This window comes from Streptomyces sp. NPDC020780, assembly GCF_044334475.1.
In the GTDB taxonomy this organism is placed as follows: domain Bacteria; phylum Actinomycetota; class Actinomycetes; order Streptomycetales; family Streptomycetaceae; genus Streptomyces.
Genome location: NZ_JBIRTB010000005.1, coordinates 221,013 through 244,883, shown reverse-complemented (window position 1 = coordinate 244,883; position 23,871 = coordinate 221,013). Strand labels below are relative to the sequence as shown.

Annotated in this window: 12 protein-coding genes and 1 pseudogene; 5 read left to right on the top strand and 8 right to left on the bottom strand. The window is 73.1% G+C overall.

Annotated features, from left to right (window positions below):
* Positions 1 to 24 precede the first annotated feature (24 nt).
* The 3 genes from ACH4VO_RS11775 to ACH4VO_RS11765 form a co-directional block, all read right to left on the bottom strand.
* Positions 25 to 6,216 (bottom strand): SDR family NAD(P)-dependent oxidoreductase, encoded by a 6,192-nt coding sequence (locus ACH4VO_RS11775; RefSeq protein ID WP_398440933.1) that lies wholly within the window; start codon positions 6,214 to 6,216, stop codon positions 25 to 27.
* A complete protein-coding gene (locus ACH4VO_RS11770) occupies positions 6,213 to 7,763 on the bottom strand; it encodes a PfaD family polyunsaturated fatty acid/polyketide biosynthesis protein (RefSeq protein ID WP_360988359.1) in 1,551 nt (516 codons plus the stop codon). Before ACH4VO_RS11770 ends, ACH4VO_RS11775 begins: the two co-directional genes overlap by 4 nt.
* A 66-nt stretch (positions 7,764 to 7,829) precedes the next feature.
* Positions 7,830 to 9,044 carry an SDR family oxidoreductase gene (locus tag ACH4VO_RS11765; protein ID WP_360988357.1) on the bottom strand — a complete coding sequence of 405 codons (1,215 nt, stop codon included), beginning with the start codon at positions 9,042 to 9,044 and terminating at the stop codon, positions 7,830 to 7,832.
* Between the two features lie 899 nt (positions 9,045 to 9,943).
* Between ACH4VO_RS11765 and ACH4VO_RS11760 the strand changes: the two genes are divergently transcribed.
* The 3 genes from ACH4VO_RS11760 to ACH4VO_RS11750 all read left to right on the top strand — a co-directional run bounded on the left by ACH4VO_RS11760 (position 9,944) and on the right by ACH4VO_RS11750 (position 13,521).
* Positions 9,944 to 11,317: a wax ester/triacylglycerol synthase domain-containing protein gene (locus ACH4VO_RS11760; protein ID WP_398440932.1), complete on the top strand. Its 1,374-nt coding sequence runs from the start codon at positions 9,944 to 9,946 to the stop codon at positions 11,315 to 11,317.
* 271 nt (positions 11,318 to 11,588) lie between these two features.
* Complete coding sequence (locus tag ACH4VO_RS11755) at positions 11,589 to 12,110, top strand: hypothetical protein (RefSeq protein WP_360987979.1); 522 nt, start codon at positions 11,589 to 11,591, stop codon at positions 12,108 to 12,110.
* A gap of 907 nt (positions 12,111 to 13,017) precedes the next feature.
* Positions 13,018 to 13,521, top strand: coding sequence for a nucleoside deaminase (locus ACH4VO_RS11750; protein ID WP_360987977.1), 504 nt, complete (start codon positions 13,018 to 13,020; stop codon positions 13,519 to 13,521).
* 294 nt (positions 13,522 to 13,815) lie between these two features.
* Here ACH4VO_RS11750 and xdhC read toward each other — a convergent pair whose 3' ends face one another.
* The 5 genes from xdhC to ACH4VO_RS11725 form a co-directional block, all read right to left on the bottom strand.
* Positions 13,816 to 14,625: a xanthine dehydrogenase accessory protein XdhC gene (gene xdhC / locus ACH4VO_RS11745; RefSeq protein WP_360988355.1), complete on the bottom strand. Its 810-nt coding sequence runs from the start codon at positions 14,623 to 14,625 to the stop codon at positions 13,816 to 13,818.
* A gap of 1 nt (position 14,626) precedes the next feature.
* Entirely contained in the window at positions 14,627 to 17,080 is a 2,454-nt protein-coding gene (gene xdhB / locus ACH4VO_RS11740) for a xanthine dehydrogenase molybdopterin binding subunit (RefSeq protein WP_360987975.1), read from the bottom strand.
* The gene (locus ACH4VO_RS11735) at positions 17,077 to 18,576 is read right to left on the bottom strand and encodes an FAD binding domain-containing protein (RefSeq protein WP_360987973.1); all 1,500 of its coding nucleotides are present in this window, start codon (positions 18,574 to 18,576) and stop codon (positions 17,077 to 17,079) included. The genes xdhB and ACH4VO_RS11735 overlap by 4 nt, the downstream gene beginning before the upstream one ends.
* A gap of 867 nt (positions 18,577 to 19,443) precedes the next feature.
* A complete protein-coding gene (locus ACH4VO_RS11730; protein ID WP_360987971.1) occupies positions 19,444 to 19,803 on the bottom strand; it encodes a hypothetical protein in 360 nt (119 codons plus the stop codon).
* A gap of 427 nt (positions 19,804 to 20,230) precedes the next feature.
* Positions 20,231 to 21,385, bottom strand: coding sequence for a cellulase family glycosylhydrolase (locus tag ACH4VO_RS11725; protein WP_360987969.1), 1,155 nt, complete (start codon positions 21,383 to 21,385; stop codon positions 20,231 to 20,233).
* Positions 21,386 to 21,451: 66 nt separating this feature from the next.
* On the opposite strand from ACH4VO_RS11725, the pseudogene ACH4VO_RS11720 reads away from it, so the two are divergent.
* Both ACH4VO_RS11720 and ACH4VO_RS11715 read left to right on the top strand, forming a co-directional pair.
* A pseudogene (locus tag ACH4VO_RS11720) lies at positions 21,452 to 22,063 on the top strand (LacI family DNA-binding transcriptional regulator); the annotation flags it as partial.
* Between the two features lie 426 nt (positions 22,064 to 22,489).
* Positions 22,490 to 23,857 (top strand): MBL fold metallo-hydrolase, encoded by a 1,368-nt coding sequence (locus ACH4VO_RS11715; protein WP_360987967.1) that lies wholly within the window; start codon positions 22,490 to 22,492, stop codon positions 23,855 to 23,857.
* The last annotated feature ends 14 nt before the right edge of the window (positions 23,858 to 23,871 follow it).

Genomic DNA, 23,871 nt, shown 5'->3' with positions numbered 1-23,871 from the left:
CTTCACTGCAGGCGGGGAGCCGGGTCAGGAGGGACGGCGGACGAGTTCGACGCCGATCAGCTCCAACCGGACGGACCCGTCGGCGTCGATCAGCGCCGCGTCGCAGCGCGCCCCCGTGTCGTGCGCCTTACGGCCCCGCACCACACACCGCACGATGCCGTCCACCGGACCGCGCCGGTGCACCCTGCACTCGGCGACGGCCATCGGCAGCGTGGCCGCCCCGAGCACGGACTCGCCCCACAGCAGGGCGAGTTGAAGGGCCCCGTCCACGGCGGCCGGGTCGACCGTCCAGTGTTCACCGGCCCAGTCCAGGGCGCGCAGACCCGCGACGGCCGCTTCGGCCCCGTGCTCCGAGACACCGCGCACCGTGCGCAGGGCGTGGAACCGGGGACCGTGGAAGAGGACCTCCCCGTCGTACCACGCGGTCCGGCCGAACGGCTCCAGGCCGTCCGGGGTGTCCCAGGCGGACGCGTCGGGCTCCCCGGCCCAGGTGTCCAGGACGGCCCGGAAGTACGCCGGCCCGTCCCCGTCCCGCAGCTCCGCCTCCAGGCCCGACGGCGAAGCCGGCACGTCCCGGCCGGCGAGCACGGTGAGCCGGTGGCCCGCTCCGGCCAGTTCCGGCAGGGCGTACTTGCTGTAGACCCGCAGATCACGCAGGGCGAGCGGCCCGGCAGCCGGCAGCCATGCCGTGGCCGCACCCGCGAACCAGTCCAGGACCAGTGCCACGGGCAGCACGGGCACCCCGGCGGGCATGTGATCGGCCAGTTGCGGCAGGACGTCGGAGTGGACCAGCACCTGTGCTCGGCGCGGACCGCCGGCCGGGGCCGACGGGTCGTCACCCGCCGCCAGGACGACGAGGGGCTCACCGGCGGTGCCGTCCAGCTCGGCCGTGAAGGCCGCGGCGCCCTGTTCCAGAGGGATGAGCGGGACCCCGGACCGGCCGAAGTGCGCGGCCAGGGAGGGCGTGACCATGCCGCCCTGCCAGGGGCCCCAGGCCACGCACCGCACCAGGCAGCCGGGGCGGCGGGCCTGCTCGGCCGAGGCGACCTGGCGGAGCACCTCGTTGGCCATGGCGTAGTCGCTCTGCCCCGGGTTGCCGAACACGGCGGCCACCGAGGAGAACAGGCAGATGGTGTCCAGCGGGTCGTCCGCCGTCGCCGCCAGGAGCGCCCGCAGACCGTTCACCTTCGTGGACATCACCAGCTCGGCCTGCTCGTCGGTCTTGTCGGCGATCAGCTTGTCGGCCAGCACACCCGCGCCGTGCACGACGCCGGTGACCGGTCCCCACGTCTCGCGTACGTCGCGCAGCGCCGCCGCCAGGGCGTCACCGTCGCGGGCGTCCAGCCGGACGTAGCGGACGGGTGACCCGGCCTCCTCCAGAGCCGCCAGCGTCGCCCGCACCTCGCGCACGGCCAGGATCTCCCGGGCCCGCTCCGCGAGCCGGGCGGGCGAGGCGTCCGCCGCCTCCCCGGCACAGCGCTCCGCGAGCAGGCGGGTGAGTGCCGGCTCGTCGGACGCCGACGCCAGCCCCGCGGGTTCGGGCGCCAGTTCTGTCCGGCCCAGCAGCACGATCCGCGGGCGGTGGGTCCTGGCCAGGCCGAGCAGCGCCGCGGCGGTCACCCCGCGGGCCCCTCCGGTGGCGACGATCACCGATGCGGAGGTGATCCGCCGCCTGTCGCCGGGCTTCACCGGCTCGGGCACCATCCGCACGAGGGTGCGGGTGCCGTCGGCGCGGAGGCCCACCTCCAGGTCGGCCCCGCCTTCGAGGAGTTCCCGCACGATCACCCCGGCGACCTCCTCGTCGCTCCGGCCGCCCCGCTCGCAGTCGACGACCTTGACCGAGGCGTCCGGCCACTCCTTCGCCGCGGTCCTGGCCAGGCCGGCGGCCCCGCCCAGCCAGGCGCGGCCGGGCGCCCGGCCCGAGAGCCCGAGATCACCTCCGGTGTCCTGGACGGTTACGAACAGCCTGTGCCCCGACGCCGGTTGTGCCGCCACCGCGCGCGCCGCGCGCAACGCCGACCGGTGGACCTCCCGTGCCCCGTCCGGTGTGCCGTCCGCCGTCAGCCCGCCGAGATGGATGACACCGCGTGCCTCTGCGGGTACCTCGGTCACGGCGGCGGCGTCCACGCCGCGTTCCGTCAATGCCCGCGCGACCAGGCCGGCGAGCAGGCACTCCTCCGTGCCCCCGCCGGTCACCACGACCGGCCCGTCCAGCAGTCCCGCCGTCACCAGTCCGGACGCCGGCGCCTCCACCGCGCACGGCACCAGCCTCGTCAGGGGCGTCTCGCCGCCGGACCCGGTGCGCGGGGCGGGCAGCCCGGCGCCTTCGGGAAGGGCGGAGGCCTGGGGAGCTCCGGCGGAACCGGCATGCCCGCGGTCCTCCGGTACGGCGGGAGCGCCCGCACGGCTGTCCGGCGCAGATGTTCCGGGAGACGGGGCGTCGGCGGTGAGCGCCTCGACGATCTCGCGCAGCGTACGGAGCTTGCCGAGGTGCCTGACGTCTCCCGTCGCCATGTCACCCACCTGCCGGCGTACGGCCGACAGGATCTCGACGCGCTTGATGGAGTCGACGCCCAGGTCCGCCTCCAGCTCCATGTCCACGTTGAGCATGGCGGTGGGGTAGCCGGTGAGGCGGGCCACCACCGACAGCAGCAACTCCTCCAGCTCCGCCGGTGACAGGGGCTCCGCACCGTCGGCCGGACCGGGACCGGGATCGGGAGCGGGACCGAGAGGCAAGGGCGCGGGTGCGGGAGCAGGGGGCGACGGCGCGGCGGGGACGGAGGCGGGTGCTGCTGCCGGCATCCCGGTCGCACCCGGAGCGGGTACCGCAGGAGCAGGAGCAGGAGCAGGAGCAGGAGCAGGCTCCGGCTCCGGCCGCGGCGACGAGGAGCGGGGGAGCGGAAGCGGTGCCGGGGGAGCCGGTACGTCCGTGGTCCCCCTCGCGGGCGGGACCCCGAGCATCGCGGCCAGGGTCGTCTCCGTCATCCGCAGGAAGGTCATATGGCTGTCCGTCAGCATGCGCTGACAGGCCGCGTGAGCCTCCGCCGTCTGTCGCTGGACCGCTTCGACGGCCGTGAACCAGTCACCACCGGCGACGCTCGGAACCCCGGCGCCGTACGGCGTACCGGCCTCGTGCACCGGTTCGGCCTCCGGCTCCGGCCGCCAGGGCGAGTCGGCCGTCCCGTACGCCGGGGGCCGCGGGGCGTGGACCAGGGAAGCGGCGTGCTCCGGCACGGGATCCGCCGGGGCGCCGGACGCGTACCGGTGTGCGGGGCCGGGCTGTGGCCCGTGTTCCGGCCCGGCGGCCGAAACGGGCGAGGCTCCGGCGACCGGGGCGCTCGGCGGGTCGAGGTGACGGTGGTTGGCTCCGCTGATCTTCACGGTCATTCGGGGCTCGCGCTCCTTCGCTGAGGTTCCGGCCGGGGCGTACGGTGCCCAGAGACGGTCGAGATCGAGAGGGACACCGCGTACGGCGAGTTCGCCGAGCGCGGCATGCAGGGTGTCGGCTCCGCACCGGCCCGGCCGGTCCAGGGCGACGGCGGCGTGCTCACGGTCGCCGAGGATCTGTGCGACCAGGCCGGTCAGCGCGGCGCCCGCACCGACCTCGACGAACGTCCGTACCCCCCGCGCGTACATCGCCTCGACCTGGTCCTGGAAGAGCACAGGTGAGGCGGCCTGCTCGGCGATCCGGCGGCGCACCTCGCCGGGCGACGACGGATAGGGCGCCGCGTCCGCGCTGCCGAAGACCTCGAACGCGGGCCCCGTGAGCGGCACCGCGCTCAGGTACGCGGCCAGGGGTTCCACGGCCGGGGCGACCAGCGGACTGTGGAAGGCCGTCGACGTGGCCAGCCGACGCGTGCCGATCCCCTCGGCGGAGAACGCCTTCTCGGCGCGCGCGACAGCCTCCGCCGACCCCGACAGCACGATTTGCCGCGGGGAGTTGTGGTTGGCCGGCCAGATGCCGCCGGACCCGTCACGGGCCAGCACGTTCTCCACCCGGGCACGGTCCGCCGCTACCGCCAGCATCGCGCCCGCGGTGCCCGTCGCGTCCCGCATCAACTCACCGCGGCGACGGGCCAGACCCACCAGCGACCCGGCGTCCAGCACACCGGCGCAGTGCAGTGCCACCAGCTCACCGAAGCTGTGGCCCGCCGCGCAGTCCGGCCGCAGCCCCAGCTCCCGCACCACCTCCAGCAGCGCGAGGGCGTGCACCGCCAGCGCGGGCTGCGCCCACTCGGTGGCGTCCAGCAGGGTCCGCCGGGCGGCACGCTCCTCATCGCTGAAGGCGGGCGGCGGGAACACGACCCGGTGCAGGGGCCGCCCGTCGAAGCGGGCACCGCCCAGCCGGTCCCACACGGCCTGGGCGGCAGGCGCCAGCATCGCGAGGCCGGCCCCCATCCCGACGTACTGGGAGCCCTGCCCGGGGAACAGGAAGCCGACGCGGCCGGGGGCGGCCTCCCCGTGGGCGTACCGGACGCCGGCGGGGGTGGAGAACGCTTCGCCGGGGCGCCGGCGGATCAGTGCGACCGCCTGGGCGTACTTCTCCCGCAGGTCCTCGGTATCGGTGGCGACGACGGCCAGCCGCACCGGTGCGGCGGGGGAGAAGGCGGCGTGGCTCTCCCGGGCGAGCGCGGCCAGCGACCGGCCGTCCTCCGTCGGCGGAGGCACCAGGCCGGACGGGGAGGCGCCGCTGAACAGGACGAGTTCGCCGGGCACGGAGCGGTGGCGCAGGGCTGTACGCCCCCGGGCGCCCGAGGGTACGTACTCCTCCAGCGTGACGTGGAAGTTGCTGCCGCCGAAGCCGAAACTCGACACCGCCGCCCGGCGCGGGTGCCCGGCGGGCCGCACCCACGGGCGGGTCTCCGTGTTGACGTAGAAGGGACCGTCCGGGGCGGCTGCCGCCGGGTTCGGCCGGTCGACCTTGACGGTCGGTGGGAGCACCTTGTGGTGCAGGGCCATGACGGCCTTGAGCAGCCCCGCCGCCCCCGCCGCGCACTTGGTGTGGCCGATCTGCGACTTGACCGAACCGATCGCGCACCACGGCCCGTCCGTCCGGCCTGATGCGCCGAACACCTCGCCGAGGGCGGCCAGTTCGGCGGTGTCCCCGGCCTTGGTGCCGGTCCCGTGTGCTTCCACCAGCTCCACGGTGTCCGGTCCGTAACCCGCCTCCTCGTAGGCGCGGCGCAGGGCACGCGCCTGGCCGCCGGGCAGGGGGGCGTAGATCGCCGTGCTCCTGCCGTCGGAGGAGCTGCCGATGCCCCGGATCACCGCGTGGATCCGGTCACCGTCCCGCTCCGCGTCGGACAGCCGCTTCAGGGCGTACATGACGACCGCTTCGCCGAGCATGGTGCCGTCGGCGTCGGCCGAGAACGGCCGGCAGTCTCCGGTGGGGGACAAGGCGGGGGTCTTGGAGAAGCAGAGGAACATGCCGATGTCGTTACCGGTGTCCACGCCTCCGCTGATCACCAGGTCGGCCCGGCCGAGCGACAGTTCGCCGACCGCCGTGGACAGGGCCGCCAGGGAGCTGGCGCAGGCGGCATCGGTGGTGTGGTTGATGCCGTGGAGATCGAACCGGTTGGCGATCCGGCCCGCGACGACGTTGCCGAGCAGCCCGGGGAAGGTCGACTCCCGCCACGGCGCGAAACGGGCCGAGATGCGGTCGCAGACGGCCTGCGCCCCGGCCTCGTCGACTCCGCTCTCCCGCAGCGCCGCGAGCCACACCGGACGCTGGGCGCGCCCGTACATGTGCGGCAGGAGTTCCAGGGCGGCGGCGCCCAGCACCACGCCGGTCCGGTCCCGGTCCACCCCTTCCGGACCGCCGGCGTCCTTCAGCACCTGGTCGGCGACCAGCAGGGCGAGCAGCTGGGAGGTGTCCGTCGCCGACAGGTTGGCGGGGGGCACCCCGTAGGCCATCGGGTCGAAGTCGACCTCGGGGAGGAAGGCGCCCCGGCGGGCGTACGTCTTGTCGGGGGCCGCAGGGTCCGGGTCGTAGTGGTCCTCCACGCGCCAGCGGGAGGCCGGCACCTCCGTGATCAGGTCGTGGCCGCCGGTCACGAGCCGCCAGTAGCCGGCCGCGTCCGTCGCGCCGGGCACCAGGGCTCCCACGCCGACCACGGCGACGGGGACCTGGCGAGCGGTGGGGGTGGAGCCGGACACGGTCGCTCCTCGGGGTCGGGCGTCGGTTGCGGGCGCCTCGGCGGCGCCGGTGCCGCTCATGCCAGCTCGCACGGGGTGTAGGTGAACGCCTCCGGAGGCAACGGGACGCCGTAGGTGCGCAGTTGGTGGGCGCGGGTGAGCACGGCGGCACCTTCGAGCAGGTTGAGCGCGATCTGTACTGCGGAGCGGTGCGCCGGGTCGGCCAGGAACGTGCCCGCCACCCACCGGTTGAACGCGCCCATCGCGGGCCCGCACCAGATCTGGTAGTCGGCCCGCCGCGAGGTGTCCCCGCTGATCGCCCACCGGCTGGAACCGCCCAGGTACCAGCGGAAGACCAGGGCCATACGGTGTTTGGGGTCGGCCTCCGCACGGGTGATCTCCGCCGGGTCACGCTGCTCCCAGAAGGCGCGTGTGCGCTGCCAGATGACCTCGAACGGGGCACGGAGCACGTCGCGTTCGATCGAGGCGCGCAGTGCGGCCGGGATCTCCTCCAGTGAAGCGTGGTTCCGGTACGCCGCGTGGAGCCGGCCGGCACGTTGGGCGAACATCGTCCCCCGGGAGAGCACTTGCAGTTTCACCCCGAGCTCGAACATGTCTGCCGCCGGCGCCATGGCCACATCGGCGATGTCCGCTTCACCGAGCATCGCCTTCGCGGCGTCGGACAGGCCGGCCTCGGTGGCCGTCTGGTTCACCGAACCCACGACCACGTAGGAGGCGCCGAGGGCGAAGGCGGCGGCCACCGCGTCCGGTGTGCCGAGGCCGCCCGCCGCACCGATCCGGACCGGCCGGCGGTAGCCGAACCGCCGGCACAGCACGTCGCGCAGGGCGGCGATCCTCGGCAGCAGCACCGACAACGGCCGGTTGTCGGTGTGCCCGCCGCTGTCCGCCTCCACGGTGATGTCCTCGGCCACCGGCACCAGGGCCGCCAGCTCCGCCTCCTGCGGGGTCAGCTTCCCCTGGGTGACGAGGGCATCCAGCAGGGCGGCCGGGGCTGGGGAGAGGAACCTCTCGGCGACCTCGGGCCGGGAGACCTTGGCGAGTACATGCGTACGCCGGACCACGGAGCCGTCCGCTCCCCTGCGCAGCCCGCGGGCCGAGCACAGCACGACGGAGGGGGTCAGCTCCATGAAGGCCGACGCGGAGATCCGGGGGACACCGCGGCGCAGCAGCAGTTCGGCGACGTGCGACTCCAGTGCCGGCTCGGCCGGTGAGTGGATGAGGTTGACGCCCCAGTTCGTACGTTCCCCCAGCTCGTGGACCAGTTCGTGTACGGCCCGTTCCACTTCGGGGTAACCCAGACCGCCCGCGCCGAAGAACCCGAGCATCTCCGCCCGGGCCATGGCCGAGACCATCCGAGTGGTGGCGATGCCGTTCGCCATCTCACCGGCGACATAGGGGAAGCGGACACCGTGCGCCTCGCAGAAGACGCGTCCACCGAGCCACTCGGGATAGAGCGACGGAAGCGTGCCGAGCACCCGGCCGCCGGGTGCGGGCCCGGCCGCGAGCCCCATCTCGCGGCCGTCCGGCCCGCTGACGACGTGGACGGGTTCCCGGATCCGCCGGGCACGGGCGGCGATCCCCTCGGGCGAGAAGGCCGGCGGGGACATGGTGGGTGAGCCGGGAGCGGTGCGGACGGACAAGGAAGGGCTCCAGCGGGAGAGGACGTGCGAGGGTCAGACCGGACGGGCGGAGAGCGGGGCGTGAGGGGGCGTGAGGGGCCACTCCCGGAGAGCCCCGTCGCGGGGGTCCAGGCCGGACCGGAGATAGTCGAGGCCCACCGGGGCGGAGACCGCCGACGGCCCCAGCAGGGTCCTGACCCGGGTGTCGTCGAACCGCCGCCGGTGGGCGAGGTAGGCCGTCATGCCGGGGTAGAAGTCCAGCACCGCTTCCACCGGCGACGGGGCGTCCGGCCGGGTGGCGACCAGATCGATCGACAGCGAGGCCAGCTCTTCCAGCAGGGCCACGAGCGTCGAGACAGGCACATCGCGGTCATGGACGACGTGGTAGGTGTCGACCCCGCCCGAGGGCGTCCGCCCGGCCAGCCGCACCATGACGTCGGCCGCGTGCTCCACCTGCAGCAGGTTCAGCCGGCCGTGCGGATGCCCCACCGCCCGGACGCGGGGCCGGCCCGCCGGGCCGGGACTGCGGGGTCCGCGTTCCCGGGCTCCGGGAATGCCGCCCGGCGCCGTGTCTCTCCCCTGGCCCTGGCTCGGAGGGCCGGCGGCGTGCCGCGCCTCGCGCAGGATCCGCTCGATGACCATCAACGGGTGGGAGGGCAGCTCGGGATGCGGCGGCAGGTCCGTGACCAGGATGCTCGGCCGCAGGACCAGGACGGGGCGGCCGTGCTCCCGGGACCACGCGTGAACCAGCAGCTCGGCCTCGTACTTGGACTGTTCGTAGGCGTTCTCGAAGCCGGAGGCGTCGTCCAGCTCGTCCTCGTACGCCACGCTGTCGCGCCGGGCCCCGGCCACGAACGCGGTGCTCACGTGATGGACCACAGGCTTTCGGCGGCCCGCTGCCGCCAGCTCCAGTACGTGCCGGGTCCCCTCGACGTTGGTCCGGCGCAGCTCCGGAAGGTGCCCTTCCAGGTTGATGCTGCCCGCACTGTGCCAGAGCGCGCCGAGGCCGTCGGCGAGCTTCTGGAAGGTCCGCCGGGACAGTCCCAGCCGCGGCAGCGAGAGGTCGGTCTCCACGACCCGCAGCCGGGTGGGGAGTCCGGCCGTGAACGCCTGCGGCGCACCGGTCAGTTCGAAGAAGCGGGTGATGCGGTCCAGGGCGTTCCCGGAGCCCGCGTGGGCCAGGACCGTCACCGACCTGTGCGTGTCGAGCAGGCGGCGTAACAGGCGCAGTCCGAGGAATCCGGTGGCGCCGGTGAGGGCGACGTGCACGAGCGTGGCTCCAAGGGCGGTGAAGGGGGCGGGCCTGCGACCGTGCGCAGGGGCGGAGGCGGGGCGCTGCCCGGTGCTGTGGCCGGGAGCGGGAGAACGCGATGCCACCGGCCTCCTGCGACGCGGAGTGTCACCGGCGGTCGCACCGCGAACGGCCCGGCCTGTCCGACCGGTTCCGTGCCGGCGCTGCTCGCCGGTCACCCGGCGCCCCCCTCACGCCGGGCGTTCCTCAGGCCCTACCTCGGCCCGATGACCTCCGGCGCACGGCACACGATGTCAGACGGCCGGCCGGGCACGAGCCCGGATTCCCCCTGCTCACCCGAACGAAGTACGCCGCTCCGTGACCGGTGCACGCCTGGCCGGGCCGGTGGAATCCCGCTCGGGCCCGGACTGCGCGGAGGTCCGGGGTGTCGGTCGTCCCGGGAGGTTCCCGGAGCCCTGTCCTCCTTTCGGGGGATCTTGCGGGCAGCGGCCCGGGGTTGCCTTCCCGGGTGCGCCGCGTCGTCGGCAGCGGGCGGTGGTGCTGCGTCAGGCCAGGTACGGCAGGGGTGGTGGGCGCCGCGGGGCGTCCGGAGCGGACGGGGCGGGCCACGGCGGACGGACAGGAAGGGGGCCACGTGGGGCGGGGGTGGTGTTCCGGTGCCGGAGGCCCGGTCTGCTCGATGGTCATTCTGATAGTCGGCCGGTAGGGGTGGGTCAGCGTCGCGTTCGGGCCGGGCGGGGGAAGGTACCCGGCCACGGTGATCGTCCTGCGCCGGCCGTTCGCGCTCCTGCTGTTCCCCGGACCGTCGGTCCGCTCGTGCCCTGCTGCTTCTCAGCCCGTCGGTCCGCCCGTACTTCCGCTGTCCCTCCGCCCGTCAGTTCCTTGCTACCGAAACCCATTGGAGCCCTGAAGCCGCATGCCCCTCCCGGACCAGTCAGCCCGGCCCACCCGTCCCGACGCCACTTCACGGCCCGACGCCACAGTCCGGCCCGACCGGTCAGCCGGGCCCGACCGGTCCGTGGCCCCTCCCGGTCACCCCACCCACTCGATCGACCGCGCCTTCCTGAGCCTGGAGCGCCGTCGGCCCGACGTCCGCTGGGACGCCGGGGGTGTCGCGTACCTCAGCGGTCCGCCCCCGGCGCTTGTGGACCTTCGCGCCTATGTGGGCTTCCGCCTCCGTCAGCTGCCTCTTCTCACGAGCCGGGTCGAGGGCGGCCGCCGGCCCCGGTGGCGGCCGGACGCGGATTTCGCCGTCGACCGGCATGTCCACGAGGTGGTCGCCGACGGCCCCGCCGCATGGGACTCCGCCCTGGCCACCGCGCTCAACGCCCCGTTCGCGCCCGGCGCCTCCTGGGGGCTCTGGCTGGTCCACGGCCACGCACCCGACGCGTACGCCGTGTGCTACCGCGTCCGCCACGCCTGCCAGGACGGCTCGGCAGCCGCCATGACCTTCCGCGCCGTGCTGGGCGAGGGCGAGCCGTCGGCTCGCCCGGTGCCGGGCCGGGGCCGTCGGGCCGGGGCGTCCCGGCGGGCGTTCACGGCCGCAGGGCTGACCACGAGGTTCGTGGCCGCCACCTTCCCCGTCCGGGGTCACCGTCCGGACGTCCCCTTCGTCCCCTCGGGGGAGCGGTTGCTGTGGCGGGGCCGCGTACCGGCGGACACCCTCCGTCGCATCGGTGGCACGCGCGGCGGCTCAGGCCATGACGCCCATCTGGCCGCACTCACCGGGGCGTTGGCGGTCTGGTCCGCCCGCTCCGGTGTACCGCTGCCCCGGGTGACGGCGGTGCTGCCCGTCGACGCACGGCGCCCCGACGAGGAGCAGACGTGGGGTAACCGCTGTTTCGCCCTGCCGCTGGAACTGCCCCTGCGCACCGCTTCGGAACGCCCGGACGGTGACGCGCCCCTGCGGAGACTGGACGACGTGATGAGGACGACCCGCAGGCTGCGGGGCGACGCATGGCGGCAGGCCGTTCAGGACATGGTCCGCTTCATGCCGGGCCGCCCCACCGAGTGGTACATGCGAAGGGTGCTCTCCCCCCGCGTCACCAACGTCATGGCCACCTCCATGCCGCTGGCCGACAAGGGGAGTCTGGGGGACACACAGGTGACGGGCACGGCTCTGCTGCCCCTGCTCCTGCCCGGGCACCTCTTCGGGGTGGGGCTGTCCTTCTTCGGCGACTGGGCCGAGGTGGCCTTCCTCGCCGATCGCGCCCTGCCGCTGGGCGGACTGCTGCCGGAGCTGTGGGAGCAGGCCGTGGGTGAACTGGCGGAGAACGCGGCGGCGGCGTGAGCCGGGGCGCCAGGACGGTGTCGCACCACGTGCCCGGCGCACGCCTGCGTCATGTCCGCCCGCCGCGAGGACAGAGGAAGCTCCGCGCGGCCGTACGGGGAAGCTCCGGTGCGGTCTCGCACGCCGAGCTTCCTGTGCCGAACACCGGCATACCGTCGCCCGGCCCGCCGGGCAGGGGCCGTGACCTGGGGCGCCGCCGTTCGTTCTGTAGCCGTCGGGCGCCGCTGTGGTGCCCGGGCCGACACGCCTCCGTGCAAGGATGACCACTTTCATGAGTCTTTCGCGTACCGTCCAGCGCACCGTTCTCGCCGCGGTACTCCTGTCCGCTTCCGCGCTGGCCGTTCCCGCCACCGCACAGGCGGCCCCGCTGCCCCCGGCATGTCAGGAGGCGCTGCTCGAAACCCTCGACAAGTTCCCCGTCGTGGACTTCACGGTCCCCGACAAGGCCAAGAACGCCCTTCTGGGGGAGGTACTGGGCCTGGGCGAGGACGACCAGAAGGCCTTCACCGAGGCGGCGTGCGCGGCCTGGAACACCTGGGCGACCGACAACGGGCAGGCGGTCGCCGCCGACCTGGACAGCCGGTACCGCAACGCCGCCGGGCCCGTGTGCAACAAGTTCGCCAAGTCCTCCCTGGCGACGATCAAGAAGTACGCGCCGAACGTACCGGTTGCGACGCGGGAGCTGGAGACGCTGGCCAAGCAGATCTGGAAGAACTCCATGGCGAAGCTGGCCGCCGACGCCACCAACGCCGACTGCCGTACGGCGTACACCGGGGCGAAGGCAGGCTGGTAGCGGAGCACCGGGCGGACCCGCGCTGCGGGGATACCGGGGGACGCGGTCGGCGCCGTACCGGGCTGCGCGGAGGGCCCCGCACACTCCTGCGGCCGGGCACGGCGGGGCGTACGGAGGGACGGGCTTTCCTGATGGCACGTCACATAGGCCGGGCAGCACCTCTGCAGAGTCCCCGTCGGTGTTCTTGCAGGGCGCAGGCCGAGGCGTACGAGGATTCCGCCACCTCGCCGCCGGACCGGCTTTCGAGCCGCAGTGGGCGGCGAAGCGCCCGGCGGCCGTGCTCACGCCGCCGGACGCCCGGGGGGGGCAGGGAGGGGCTCCGGCATCGTGCCCTTCATAGGAATCTACAACGAGGGCCGACCGGGTGGCCGTCTCCTTCATGGCTTCGGTGACTGCCCCCGGCAACGCCGGGCCGGATGTACTTGCGCCAGGCCGCGTTTCGGGAGTCCCGTCCGCCCTCCGGGCAGACGACGCTGCTTTCGGAACACGCCCCGGCGTCCCGACCGCGCGTGAACGACTCATGGAAGGGACGGTGGAGCCTCCTGTCGACGATCCGGACACCTCCCGTCCGTACCCCGCAGCACCTCCATGAGCCGGTGCCCGGTGCGGCCGGGGACGGCCCGCTGGGGCCGGACGGAGCGCGCACGGCTGGAGTGACCGCGAGAACCGGCCCCTGCTCGCCGTACGGCGAGCGCGGGATCGTCGGTCCGCCCGTCGTCTCCGCCGCCCCGCCGGCCGGGAACGCGGTCCGCCCTGCCCTCGGGCCGGCCCACCGCCTCGCCCGGCTCGCGCCCGGCCCCGCTGATCCCCCGCAGAGCTTCATGTATTGCCCGTGTGCTCCCTCGGTGAGGTGTCCCCCACCGGGGGAGCACACGGATCCCCGACCGCCTGCAACGAAGGAGTGACCATGACCGCGCACGCCCAGGAGAAGAGCACCCAGGATCTCGAGCGCGCCTGGATGGACGAGGCCATCGAACTCGCCACGAAGAGCGTGCAGAACGGCGGCGGTCCCTTCGGTGCGCTGATCGCCAAGGGTGGCGAGGTCGTCGCCATCGGGAACAACCAGGTCACCTCTCACCTGGACCCGACGGCCCACGGCGAGGTGAGCGCGATAAGGGCCGCCTGCCGGAAGCTGGGCACCTTCTCGCTCGAAGGGTGTCTCCTGGTCACCTCGTGCGAGCCGTGCCCGATGTGCCTGTCGTCCGCGCTGTGGGCGCGGGTCGACCGGATCATCTTCGCCGCCGACCGGCATGACGCCGCGGTGGCCGGATTTGACGACCGTAAGTTCTACGACCTGTTCGAGAAGAAGTCCGCGGAGCTGTGGCCGATGGCGATCGCGCAGGTGGAGATGGCGAACCGCACGGCACCGTTCGACGCCTGGCTCGCCAAGGCCGACCGCGTCGACTACTGACCGTGCGTCGACCGCTGCCCGCGCCTCGGCCCGGAACCGCGTGGCTCACCGTGTCCTGGCATCGGGTGGCGCGGCCGGGCCACGGCGGAATCCCCGGGTGCGGTAGGGCGGTCAAGCGGGTCCGGATCCCGCCCACCGTTCCGTGAACGGCCCAGGACTCTTCCTGTGACCTGGGGCTTTCGCCTCCCCGGTGCGCCGGAGCCGGCCGGTGCGACGGTACCGCCGCACCGCAAGGGGTGCCTCGCACGCGTGCGACCGCACGACGCGAGGCACCCTTTCCGGTGGGGTGGTAAGTCAGTTCCCGTCGGCCTCGAAGGTGAGCAGCAGGTCCGCGGCGACGCTCACGGCGATCGTCGCGGGTTCCTTGCCGGTGATGTCCGCCAGTCCGATCGGGGTCTTGATCCGATCGATCGCCGCGTCGTCGTGGCCGCCCTCGGTCCGCAGGCGCTCGCGGAACCGCACCCACTTGGCCGCCGACCCGATCAGCCCTACGGAGCCGAGGTGGGTGGCGCGCAGGGCGGCGTCGCACAGCGCGGCGTCCTCGGCGTGGTCGTGGGTCATGATCAGCACGTGGGTGCCGCGCGGCAGTTCCTCCAGCACCTGCTCGGGCAGCAGTGGCGTGTGATGCACGTGCACCTGCGCCACCGCGTCCGCCAGCACGTCGAGCCGTTGCTCGCCGAGCATCTCGGCGCGTGTGTCGACCAGATGGAGGTCGAGGTCCTGGCGCGCCAGGACGCGCGCCAGTTCCAGCCCGACGTGTCCCACGCCGAAGACCGCCACCGCCCGTACCACCGGCAGGGGTTCGAACAGCACCGCGACCGTGCCGCCGCAGCACTGCACGCCGTGCGGTCCGGTCACCTTGTCGTTCAGGGCGAAGTCGACGAGCTCCGTCCCTGACTCGGACCCGGCGATCATCTCCCGGGCCCGGTCGATCGCGACGGCCTCGATGTTGCCGCCGCCGATCGAGCCCCAGGTCTCGCTCCGCCCCACGACCAGCTTCGCGCCGGCGTCGCGCGGGGCGTGGCCGCGCACGGTCGCCACGGTCACGAGCACGCCGGACTCCCGGCGTGCCCGCAACCGCGCGACGGCGGCGACCCAGGTCATGTCAGGCACCGCTCAACGCTGTCGCGTCGGCGCCGACCTCGCTGCCGGGGGCGTCGCCGGGGGCGTCGCCGCTACCGGTACGGCCCCCGGCGGTGCGTCCGCCGCGGGCGTGGCCGTCGGGGGAGGCGGCGCCGCGGCGGGCCTCCTCGATCGCCCAGTACACCGCTTCCGGGGTGGCGGGCGAGGCCAGTTCGACGCTGACCCCGCCCGGCCCGAACGCGGCGGCGGCCTGCCGCAGCGCCTCCCGTACCGACAACGCCAGCATCAGCGGAGGCTCGCCCACCGCCTTGGACCCGTAGACCGAGCCTTCCTCGGTGGCGTTCTCCAGCAGCGTGACGTTGAACTCCTCGGGCATCTCCGAGAAGCTGGGGAGCTTGTAGGTGCTGGCGGCCTGGGTCAGGAGCCGGCCGCGATGCGGCCCGTCGGTGGCGTCCCAGCGCATGTCCTCAAGCGTCAGCCAGCCCGCTCCCTGGACGAATCCTCCCTCGATCTGACCGATGTCGATCATCGGGGACAGGCTGTCGCCGACGTCGTGCACGATGTCCACCCGGCGGATGCGGTACGCGCCGGTGAAGCCGTCCACCTCGACCTCGGTCGCGGCGGCACCGTGGGCGAAGTACTTGAAGGGCGAGCCCTGGAACGACGTGGCGTCCCAGTGCAGTCCCTCGGTCCGGTAGAAGCCGGCGGCCGACAGCTGAACCCGCTGGAAGTACGCGGCACGCACCAGGTCGTCCCAGGCCAGCTCCCTGTCGCTGCCGAGGCCGCGTGCGACGCCGTCGACGATGCGTACGTCCGAGGCGTTCGAGCCCAGCTGGGTGGCGGCCACTTGGAGCAGTCGCCCGCGCAACTGCTCGCAGGCGTTCTTCACCGCCGCTCCGTTCAGATCGGTCCCCGAACTCGCCGCTGTGGCCGAGGTGTTGGGTACCTTGTCGGTGCGTGTCGGGGCCAGGCGCACCTTGTGCAGCCCGATGCCCAGGGAGGTCGCCGCGACCTGCAGCATCTTGGTGTGCAGCCCTTGGCCCATCTCGGTGCCGCCGTGGTTGATCAGGACGGAGCCGTCCTTGTAGATCAGTACCAGCGCACCGCCCTGGTTGAAGGCGGTGAGGTTGAACGAGATGCCGAACTTGACGCCGGTGACCGCGAGTGCCCGCTTCGTGTGCGGATGAGCGGCGTTGAAGGCGGCGATCTCGCGCCTGCGCTCCGCGACACCACCGTTCTCCAGGGTCTTGTGCCAGACGGCGGAGATCCGGTCGGGCTGGACGACCGGCTGCCCGTACGGCGTCGCCTGACCCTGACGGTAGAAGTTCCGCTCCCGCAGCTCCATCGGGTCCACACCGAGGAGCGGGGCGCACCGGCCCATGATGTCCTCGATGACGAGCATGCCCTGCGGCCCGCCGAAGCCCCGGAAGGCGGTGTTGGAGGGCTTGTTGGTCTTGGCTACGCGACCTGCGATCCGGGCGTTGGGAAGCCGGTAGAGGTTGTCGATGTGGCACAGTGCGCGGGCCACCACCGGCTCGGAGAGGTCCAGACTCCAGCCGCCGTCCGCGGTCAGGGTGGCGTCCAGTGCCCGGATACGGCCGTCGGTGTCGAAGCCGATCGTCCACGTCGCGTGGAAGCCGTGCCGCTTGCCGGACATGGTCAGATCCTGGGTCCGGTTGAGCCGCAGCCGTACGGGCCGGCCGGTCAGCTTGGCGCCGAGAGCGGCGACGGCCGCGAACCCGTGCGGCTGCATCTCCTTGCCGCCGAAGCCGCCGCCCATCCGCAGACACTGCACGGTCACGTCGTGGCTGTGCAGGCCGAGCACGTGCGCGACGATCTCCTGCGTCTCCGACGGATGCTGGGTGCTGCTCTGGACGAAGACCTGCCCGGCCTCGTCGATGTGCGCCAGGGCCGCGTGTGTCTCCAGGTAGAAGTGCTCCTGGTCGGAGAACTGGAACGTGCCGGTGAACACGTGCGCGGAGTCGGCGAGGCCCGCGTCGACGTCACCGGTCACCATCACGGGCCGGGCGCCGTGGAAACTGCCGGTCTCGATCGCGTCCCGCAGGGTTACCACGGAGGGCAGTTCGTCGAGTTCGACCTCGACGGCCGCCGCACCCAGCCGGGCCGCCTCCAGGGTCTCGCCGAGTACCCAGGCGACCGCGTGGCCGTGAAACATGACGTGGTCGGGGAACAACGGCTCGTCGTGCTTCATCCCGGCGTCGTTGACACCGGGCACGTCGGCTCCGGTCAGTACGCGCACCACGCCCGGCACGGCGAGCGCGGGCTCGGTGCGCAGCGCGGTGATCCTGCCGTGGGCCTTCATGACCTGGACCGGATGGGCGTGCAGCACGTCCTTGGTGCGGTGGACCAGGTCATCGGTGTACAGCGCGGTACCGGTGACGTGCAGGGTGGCACTCTCGTGCGGCATCGAGACCCCGACGACGGGCTTCTCCGGGCGTTCTGACAAGTGACTCATGACGACACCGCCTCAGTGGTCTGCGCGTACAGCTTCAGCAGGCTCTGGCCGAGCATCGCGGAGCGGTAGAGGGAACTGGCGCGGTGATCGCTCATCGGCGTGCCCTCCCCCCGCAGCTCCCGGGCCGCTGCCTCGACGGTCTCCGCCGTCCAGGGCCTGCCCTCCAGGGCCGCCTCGGCGGCGAGGGAGCGGATCGGGGTGGCGGCCACGCCGCCCAGGCCGATACGGGCCTTGCGGACGATCCCGTGCTGGATGTCGAGCGCGAAGGCGACCGCCACGCTGGAGATGTCGTCGAAGCGCCGCTTGGCGATCTTGTGGAAGGCCACGACCGGCGACAGGGGCAACGGGACGCGCACCGCGCGGATCAGCTCGCCGGGACGCCGGACGCTCTGCCGGTAGCCGGTGAAGTAGTCGGCCAGCGGGACCTCGCGCTCGCCGTCGGCGTCGGTGAGCACCACCGACGCCTCCAACGCCAGCAGCACGGGCGGGCTGTCGCCGATGGGGGAGCCGGTACCCAGGTTGCCGCCGAGGGTCGCGCCGTTGCGGATGAGCCGCGACGCGAACTGGGGGAACAGCTCCGCGAGCAGCGGGACGTCGCCGTCGAGACGGCGTTCGATCTCGGTGAGCGTCAGCGCCGCCCCGATCACCAGGGAGTCCGGCTCGACGCGCAGTTCGCGCAGTTCGGGCAGCCGGTCGACGGCGACCACGCAGTCCGCCCGGCGGCCCCGGATGTTCACCTCGACGCCGAAGTCGGTGGAACCGGCGATCACCACCGCGTCGGGCCGCTCGCGCAGCACCTGCACGGTTTCCGCCAGGGTGTGCCTGCGCAGGAACACCCTCCCGTCCTGGACGTACTCGGTGGCGACCGGTGGGGGCGGGGACTGCTCGCGTCGCTGCGCCAGTGGGTCCGCGTCGGCGGGCGTACCCACGGCGAACGCGGCATCGCGGATCGGGCGGTAGCCGGTGCACCGGCACAGGTTTCCGCTCAGCGCGTGCAGATCGAACCCGTTCGGGCCGTGCTCGGCGTCGGCGCTGCCGGCGGGGTCCGTGCTGCCGTCCTGGTTCGCGCCGACGATCGCCTCCGCGGGTGCGCAGCGGTCGGGCCGGTAGTACTCGGCGGCCATGCTGCAGACGAATCCCGGAGTGCAGTAGCCGCACTGGGAGCCGCCGCGGGCCGCCATCTCCTCCTGTACGGGGTGCAGGGCGGAAGGGGTGCCGGGTTCGCCGACGGTGGCGAGGCCCTCGGAGGTGATGACCTCCTGACCGTCGAGCGCCGCGGCCGGGATCAGGCAGGCGTTGACCGACACCCAGTCCGTGGGCGTGTCCACCCCGGGACGGGCCACCAGGACCGAACAGGCACCGCATTCACCCTCGGCGCAGCCCTCCTTGGTCCCGGTGAGGCCACGCTCGCGCAGGAAGTCCAGCGCGGTGGTGTGGGGCGCGGCCGGTGAGAGCGGGGCTTCTTCTCCGTTGACCGTGATCCGCGCCGCTACCATGACTGGTCCTCGTCTCCGTGCGCGACCGGTCGATTCATGATGTTCGCCAATTTCAGGCAGCTTTCTGTGTGCGGACACGCCACAAGAGGGACGCGGGCGCGGGAAGGCGCGCGTCGGTGACGTGCTGGAAGGCAGGGAGGAAGAACCTGGGATGTGCCGGGAACAGGCACATCAGAACGGCGTGATCAGCAGCCGTGCGCGATCCGGCCCGGGATCCAGACTGTGCACTGGGCGAGGCGACCGAGGTCGGAGCTGGTGTACATCCGCCGGTCGCCTCCTTCCGCTGGTCATGGACCGATGATTACCGCAAGCTAGTGGCTTGCGCCACACAGGTCAAGGGTCCTGCGGGCCGCGGCGCGCGAGCGACCGCGCGCGAGGAGGGGTGGCGAGGAGGGGTGCCACCACCGTTGGGCGGCAGTACCGCCGGGCCCTGGACGACAGCCGGCCGTGACCGGTGGCGCGCGTGGGCGGGAGCGGCGACACGAGGCCACGCACACCCGGAGCCCTGCGCCGACCCGGGGGGACCACCTCGCTGCCAGGGCCCGCTGCTTCTGCTCCTGGATACCGTTACGCCGTCGGAGGGCCGGCACGGGACCCACCGGCCCGCGTGGCCGGCGGTGATCTCCAGGTCGATCCGGCTCGGCTTCACCTGCCGGGGGCGTTCTCGGGGCCCGAGCCTCCGCGCGTACCCGCTCGCAGGGGGTGGGGCTTCCGCATCCGGCAGCGGGCTGACGGCAGGTGTGAGCCGCCCGCCGGCGATGGAGACAGGCCGGGGAGCGCCGGCCCGCCCCCACCGCGCGCCCCGGGTTTTTCGGGTCGGTGGACAGTGCGTCGGTGGATCAGGGGCGGATCAGTTGCGTCGGAGGGTCAGTGGTCGGAGTAGCTGAAGTCGCCCATCGTCCAGGCACTGACATCCTCGATCGCCACGCGGTACATCCCACCCGTCTCAGGGATCCCCACCTCGCCCTGCAGGATGCGTGCCACATGGAAGTGCAGGTGCGTGGGCGGCCCTTCCTTGGCCACCGCCGCGGTGAACACGGCGGAGAAATCGCTCAGGCGGGCCGAGTCCGCCAGCACCTCCGACACCCGCTGCCGCCATACGGCTTCAGGAGCGAGCCGCCCCGTGATGACCGCGCCGCTGGCGACCACGGTCAGAGACATCTGATTGCTGTGCCCGGACTCCACCAGGGCGGCAACGTCAACAAGCAGTTCGTCAGGCTTCGACATGAGAGAGGATTTTAGACCGTGTCCCCGCGTGCGGTTCCGTCGCCTGACCCGGGTACCGGCATCGGGCGGAGGGCGGGGGGGACGGCGATCCCGCGCCATGGCCGGCCGGCGGGCGTCGCCGCCGCTGTCCGTGGACCACTTCGACGCTCTGCCCCGTACGGCACCGCTCCCCCTGCCAGGACGCCTTCGGGCACAGCCGGCCCGCGGCCGTCCGGCCTGTCACAGCCGCAGCGGCGAGGAGGCCGGCGTTGAGCATGCCCCTGAGAATCTTCGGCGGTCAGGTGCACGGTGATCGCACCGATCTGCAGGAGCACGACCCTACGGGCGGCGGCCATTCGGCACGCAGTACCGTCGCGGCCGCTTCCCCGCCGGCAGGCGTCCTGAGGCCGGCCGGAGGGGGAGCGGAGTACCTGGGCGGAGGGGGCGGTCAGGCGTCGGCGGAGCTGCCCCGCACGACGCAGGAACGGTTGTTCTCCCAGCCCCAGCCGTCGCCGTCGGGGTCGGAGGAGCTGCTCGCGCAGTACGGGTAGCCGTTCGGCGCGGTGCCGCCGGTGCCGCCGCTCGAACCGTCCCCGTAGACGGTGGCGCGCCGGGAGGTGGCGGCGATGCCGTTGCTGCCGTTGAAGAAGCGGTTGCCCCAGTGGGTCAGGGAGTTCGCGTCGAAGCCGTTGACCAGGTCGAGGTACTCGACACCGCTGCCGTTGCCGCTCCAGGACCATCCGAGGTAACCCACGCGGAGTGACTGGGCGGTCGCCATGATCGCGTCCTCGTCGGGGTTGCCGTCGCTGTGCTGGTCGCCGAACTCGCCGACGACGAGGGGGAGTTTGTTGTTCACGAAGTGGTTCAGGTAGCCCTGTACCTCTGCGGCGGTGTCGTAGACCCCGTACATGTGGATGGAGAAGACGGTGTTGCGGTCGGGGTCCGAGGCGAACACCGAAGCGGCGTTGTCCCGCATCGTTCCGGACCAGTCCTGACCCCAGTTGGGCGCGTCCACCATCAGGGCGTGGTGGAGGCCCGCACCGCGGAGCTTGCCGATCGCGCTCTTGGTGGCGGAGGTCCATCCGGAGTAACCGGAGTTGCCGAACGGCTCGTTGCCGATGTTGACGACGACGTAGTCCTCCTGGCCCTGCAGAGCGCTCTTGACGCCGACCCAGTAGTTCGCCGCCTGGTCCAGGGTGGCAGCCGCGGAGTCCTCGCCGTAGCCTGTGGTGTCGTGCACCTCCAGCACGCAGATGACCTTGTTCGCCTTGCACTGTGCGATGAGGGAGATCACGTCGGCGGTGCTGGTGCGGCTCCAGCGGTCACCGCTGCTCAGGACGACGCGTACGGTGTTGGCGCCCTTGGCGGCGATGTCGGAGATGGCGTCGGTCTCCCCGGGGTACCAGGCGTGGGCGTGGTTGACCCCGCGCATCACGAACTCGTTCCCGTTGGCCTCGTACACGCGGCCGTTGCTCACGTGGATGCCCGTGTCCGCCGCCTGCGCCGTGCCGACGGGGCCGAGTACGGACAGCAGGACGCCGGCCATCCCTGTCACCACGGCCGTCAGGGCCGCCAGCAGGGTGCTTCCAGGTGGTTTCTTCATGACTCTCCTCGGTGGGGGAGGCTCGCGGGCCAGTGGCCCGAACGGTGGGCGGACCGGGCGCCGGTCCCGCGGGTGCCGGCCCTCCAGGCGATCGGCCTGCCTGCGGTCGCGGTCGGCCACCCCTCGCTGACCGGGTCCTTCCCCGCGGTGTGGACGGACGACGCCACGGCAACCGCGGAGGCCGTCCGGTACCTCTCCGCCCTCGGGCACCGGCGGCTGGCGCGGGTGGGCGGCCCTGCGGGGCTGGGGCACAGCGTCATCCGGGCCGCGGCTTTCGAGAGGACCGTGCGGGAGCTGGGGCTGGAGGAGGGGCGGCAGATCGCGACGGGATTCGACGGCCGGGAGGGCGCACGCGCCACCCGGTCCCTCCTGCTGTCGGCCGACCGCCCCACGGCCATCGTCTACGACAACGACATCATGGCGGTCGCGGGCGCGGGTGTCGCGGCGGAGATGGGCTTCGCCGTTCCCGAGGACCTCTCGCTGCTCGCGTGGGACGACTCCCAGCTGTGCCGGATCACCCACCCCACTCTCTCGGCGATGAGCCACGACGTGCACCAGTTCGGGGCGGAGGTGGCCCGTTCGCTCTTCGCCCTGCTGGACGGCACCCACACCGGCCCGCTCCAGGTCCCCACCCCCTCGCTCACCCCCCGCGGCTCCACGGGGCCCGCGCCTCTGTAGAAGGCCCGCCGCGCCCTGCGTTCGAGGCACTTCAGCGTGTGCACGACTCGGTGGCGGTCCCCTGGGGGTGAGTTGTGCAGGCATCTTCCGCACGTGCCGGACAGGTTCCGTGCGGCCCGCCGACGGGTGCCGCCGCTCGGCGCGGGAGTGGTCACGTACATCACCGCGGCGAAGAACGGGCCTCTCCGCGTCCGGGCGTGGAGTGCGCCTCGGCCTCCGCCGGCCTGCCAGGCCGGCGGAGGCCGTCGGTGTCCGGGGCGCGGGTCGCTCGTCGCCGCACCCGTGCCGGTGATCTGTGTACCGGGGCGGGCGGCCTCCGTCCCGCTGTGACGGGCGTTCCCGGGACCAAAAATACCCCCCCGGGTATAACTGTTACAGTGGGGGGAAGATACCCCCCGGGGTAACAGCCTACGAAAGGAGTCGTCCGTGTTCTTCGTGGACACCCTGGAGACCGAAGGCCTGGGCAACCGCAGCTATCTCGTCGGCGGAGCCGCGACGGCGGTGGCCGTCGACCCGCCGCGCGACGGGGAGCGGCTCGTGGCCGCGGCAGCCGGCCGCGGGGTACGGATCACTCACGTGGTGGAGACCCACGTGCACAACGACTACGTCACCGGCGGTCCGGAACTGGCACGGCTGACCGGCGCGCAGTACCTGGTGCCCGCCGCGGCGCGCGTCTCCTTCGAGCGGGTCCCGGTCGCGGACGGCGACACCGTCACCGTCGACTCCGGCCTCAGCCTGCGGGCGCTCGCCACTCCCGGCCACACCCCGCACCACACGTCGTACGTACTGGTCGAGGACGGGCGGGAGGTGGCCGCGTTCACCGGGGGATCGCTGCTGATCGGCACGGTGGGGCGCCCCGACCTGGTCGAACCGAGGCTGACCCGGCAGCTGGCCCGCGCCCAGCACGCCTCCGCGCACCGGCTCGCCGGAGAACTTGCCGACGACGTGCGGGTGCTCCCCACCCACGGGTTCGGGAGCTTCTGCTCCTCCTCCCAGGCGGGGGGCGACGCCGGCACCATCGGCGGGGAGCGGACCACCAACGGCGCCCTGACCCAGGACGTCGACACCTTCGTGACCCGGATGCTGGCCGGGCTGGAGGACATACCCGCCTACTACGCGCACATGGGCCCGGTCAACGCGGGCGGCCCCCCGCCGGTGGATCTGACCCCGCCGAGGACGGCCGACGCCGAGGAGATCGCGGAGCGCCTGGCCGCCGGCGAGTGGGTCGTCGATCTGCGCAGCCGTACCGCGTTCTCGCAGGGACACGTCGCCGGGACCTACAACTTCGAGGCCGACGGCAAGCTCGCCACCTACCTGGCCTGGCTGATCCCGTGGGGGAAGCCCGTCACCCTGCTCGCCGAATCCGCCGGGCAGCTCGCCGACGCCCAGCGCGAGCTGGTGCGCGTCGGCATCGAGCGGCCCGCCGCCGCCGCGACGGGCGAGCCGTCCCACTGGGTGCGGGCGGGCGAGAACCTGCGCTCCTTCCCCCGCGCCGACTTCGCCGCCCTCACCAACGCCCGCGAACGCGGCGAGGACGTGGTGGTGCTCGACGTGCGCCGCGACTCGGAGCGTGCCGACGGTTACGTGCGCGGCTCGGTGCACATTCCCGTGCACGAACTGCGCGGGCGCACCGGCGAGGTCCCGGACGGGACGGTGTGGGTGCACTGCGCGGGCGGGATGCGGGCCGCCATCGCCGCCTCGCTCCTCGACGCGGAAGGTCGCGACGTGGTCGCCGTCGACGACGGCTTCGACGCCGCCGGGGACGCCGGCCTCACGGTCGCCCCCACCAGCTGATCCTCCACGAGCAG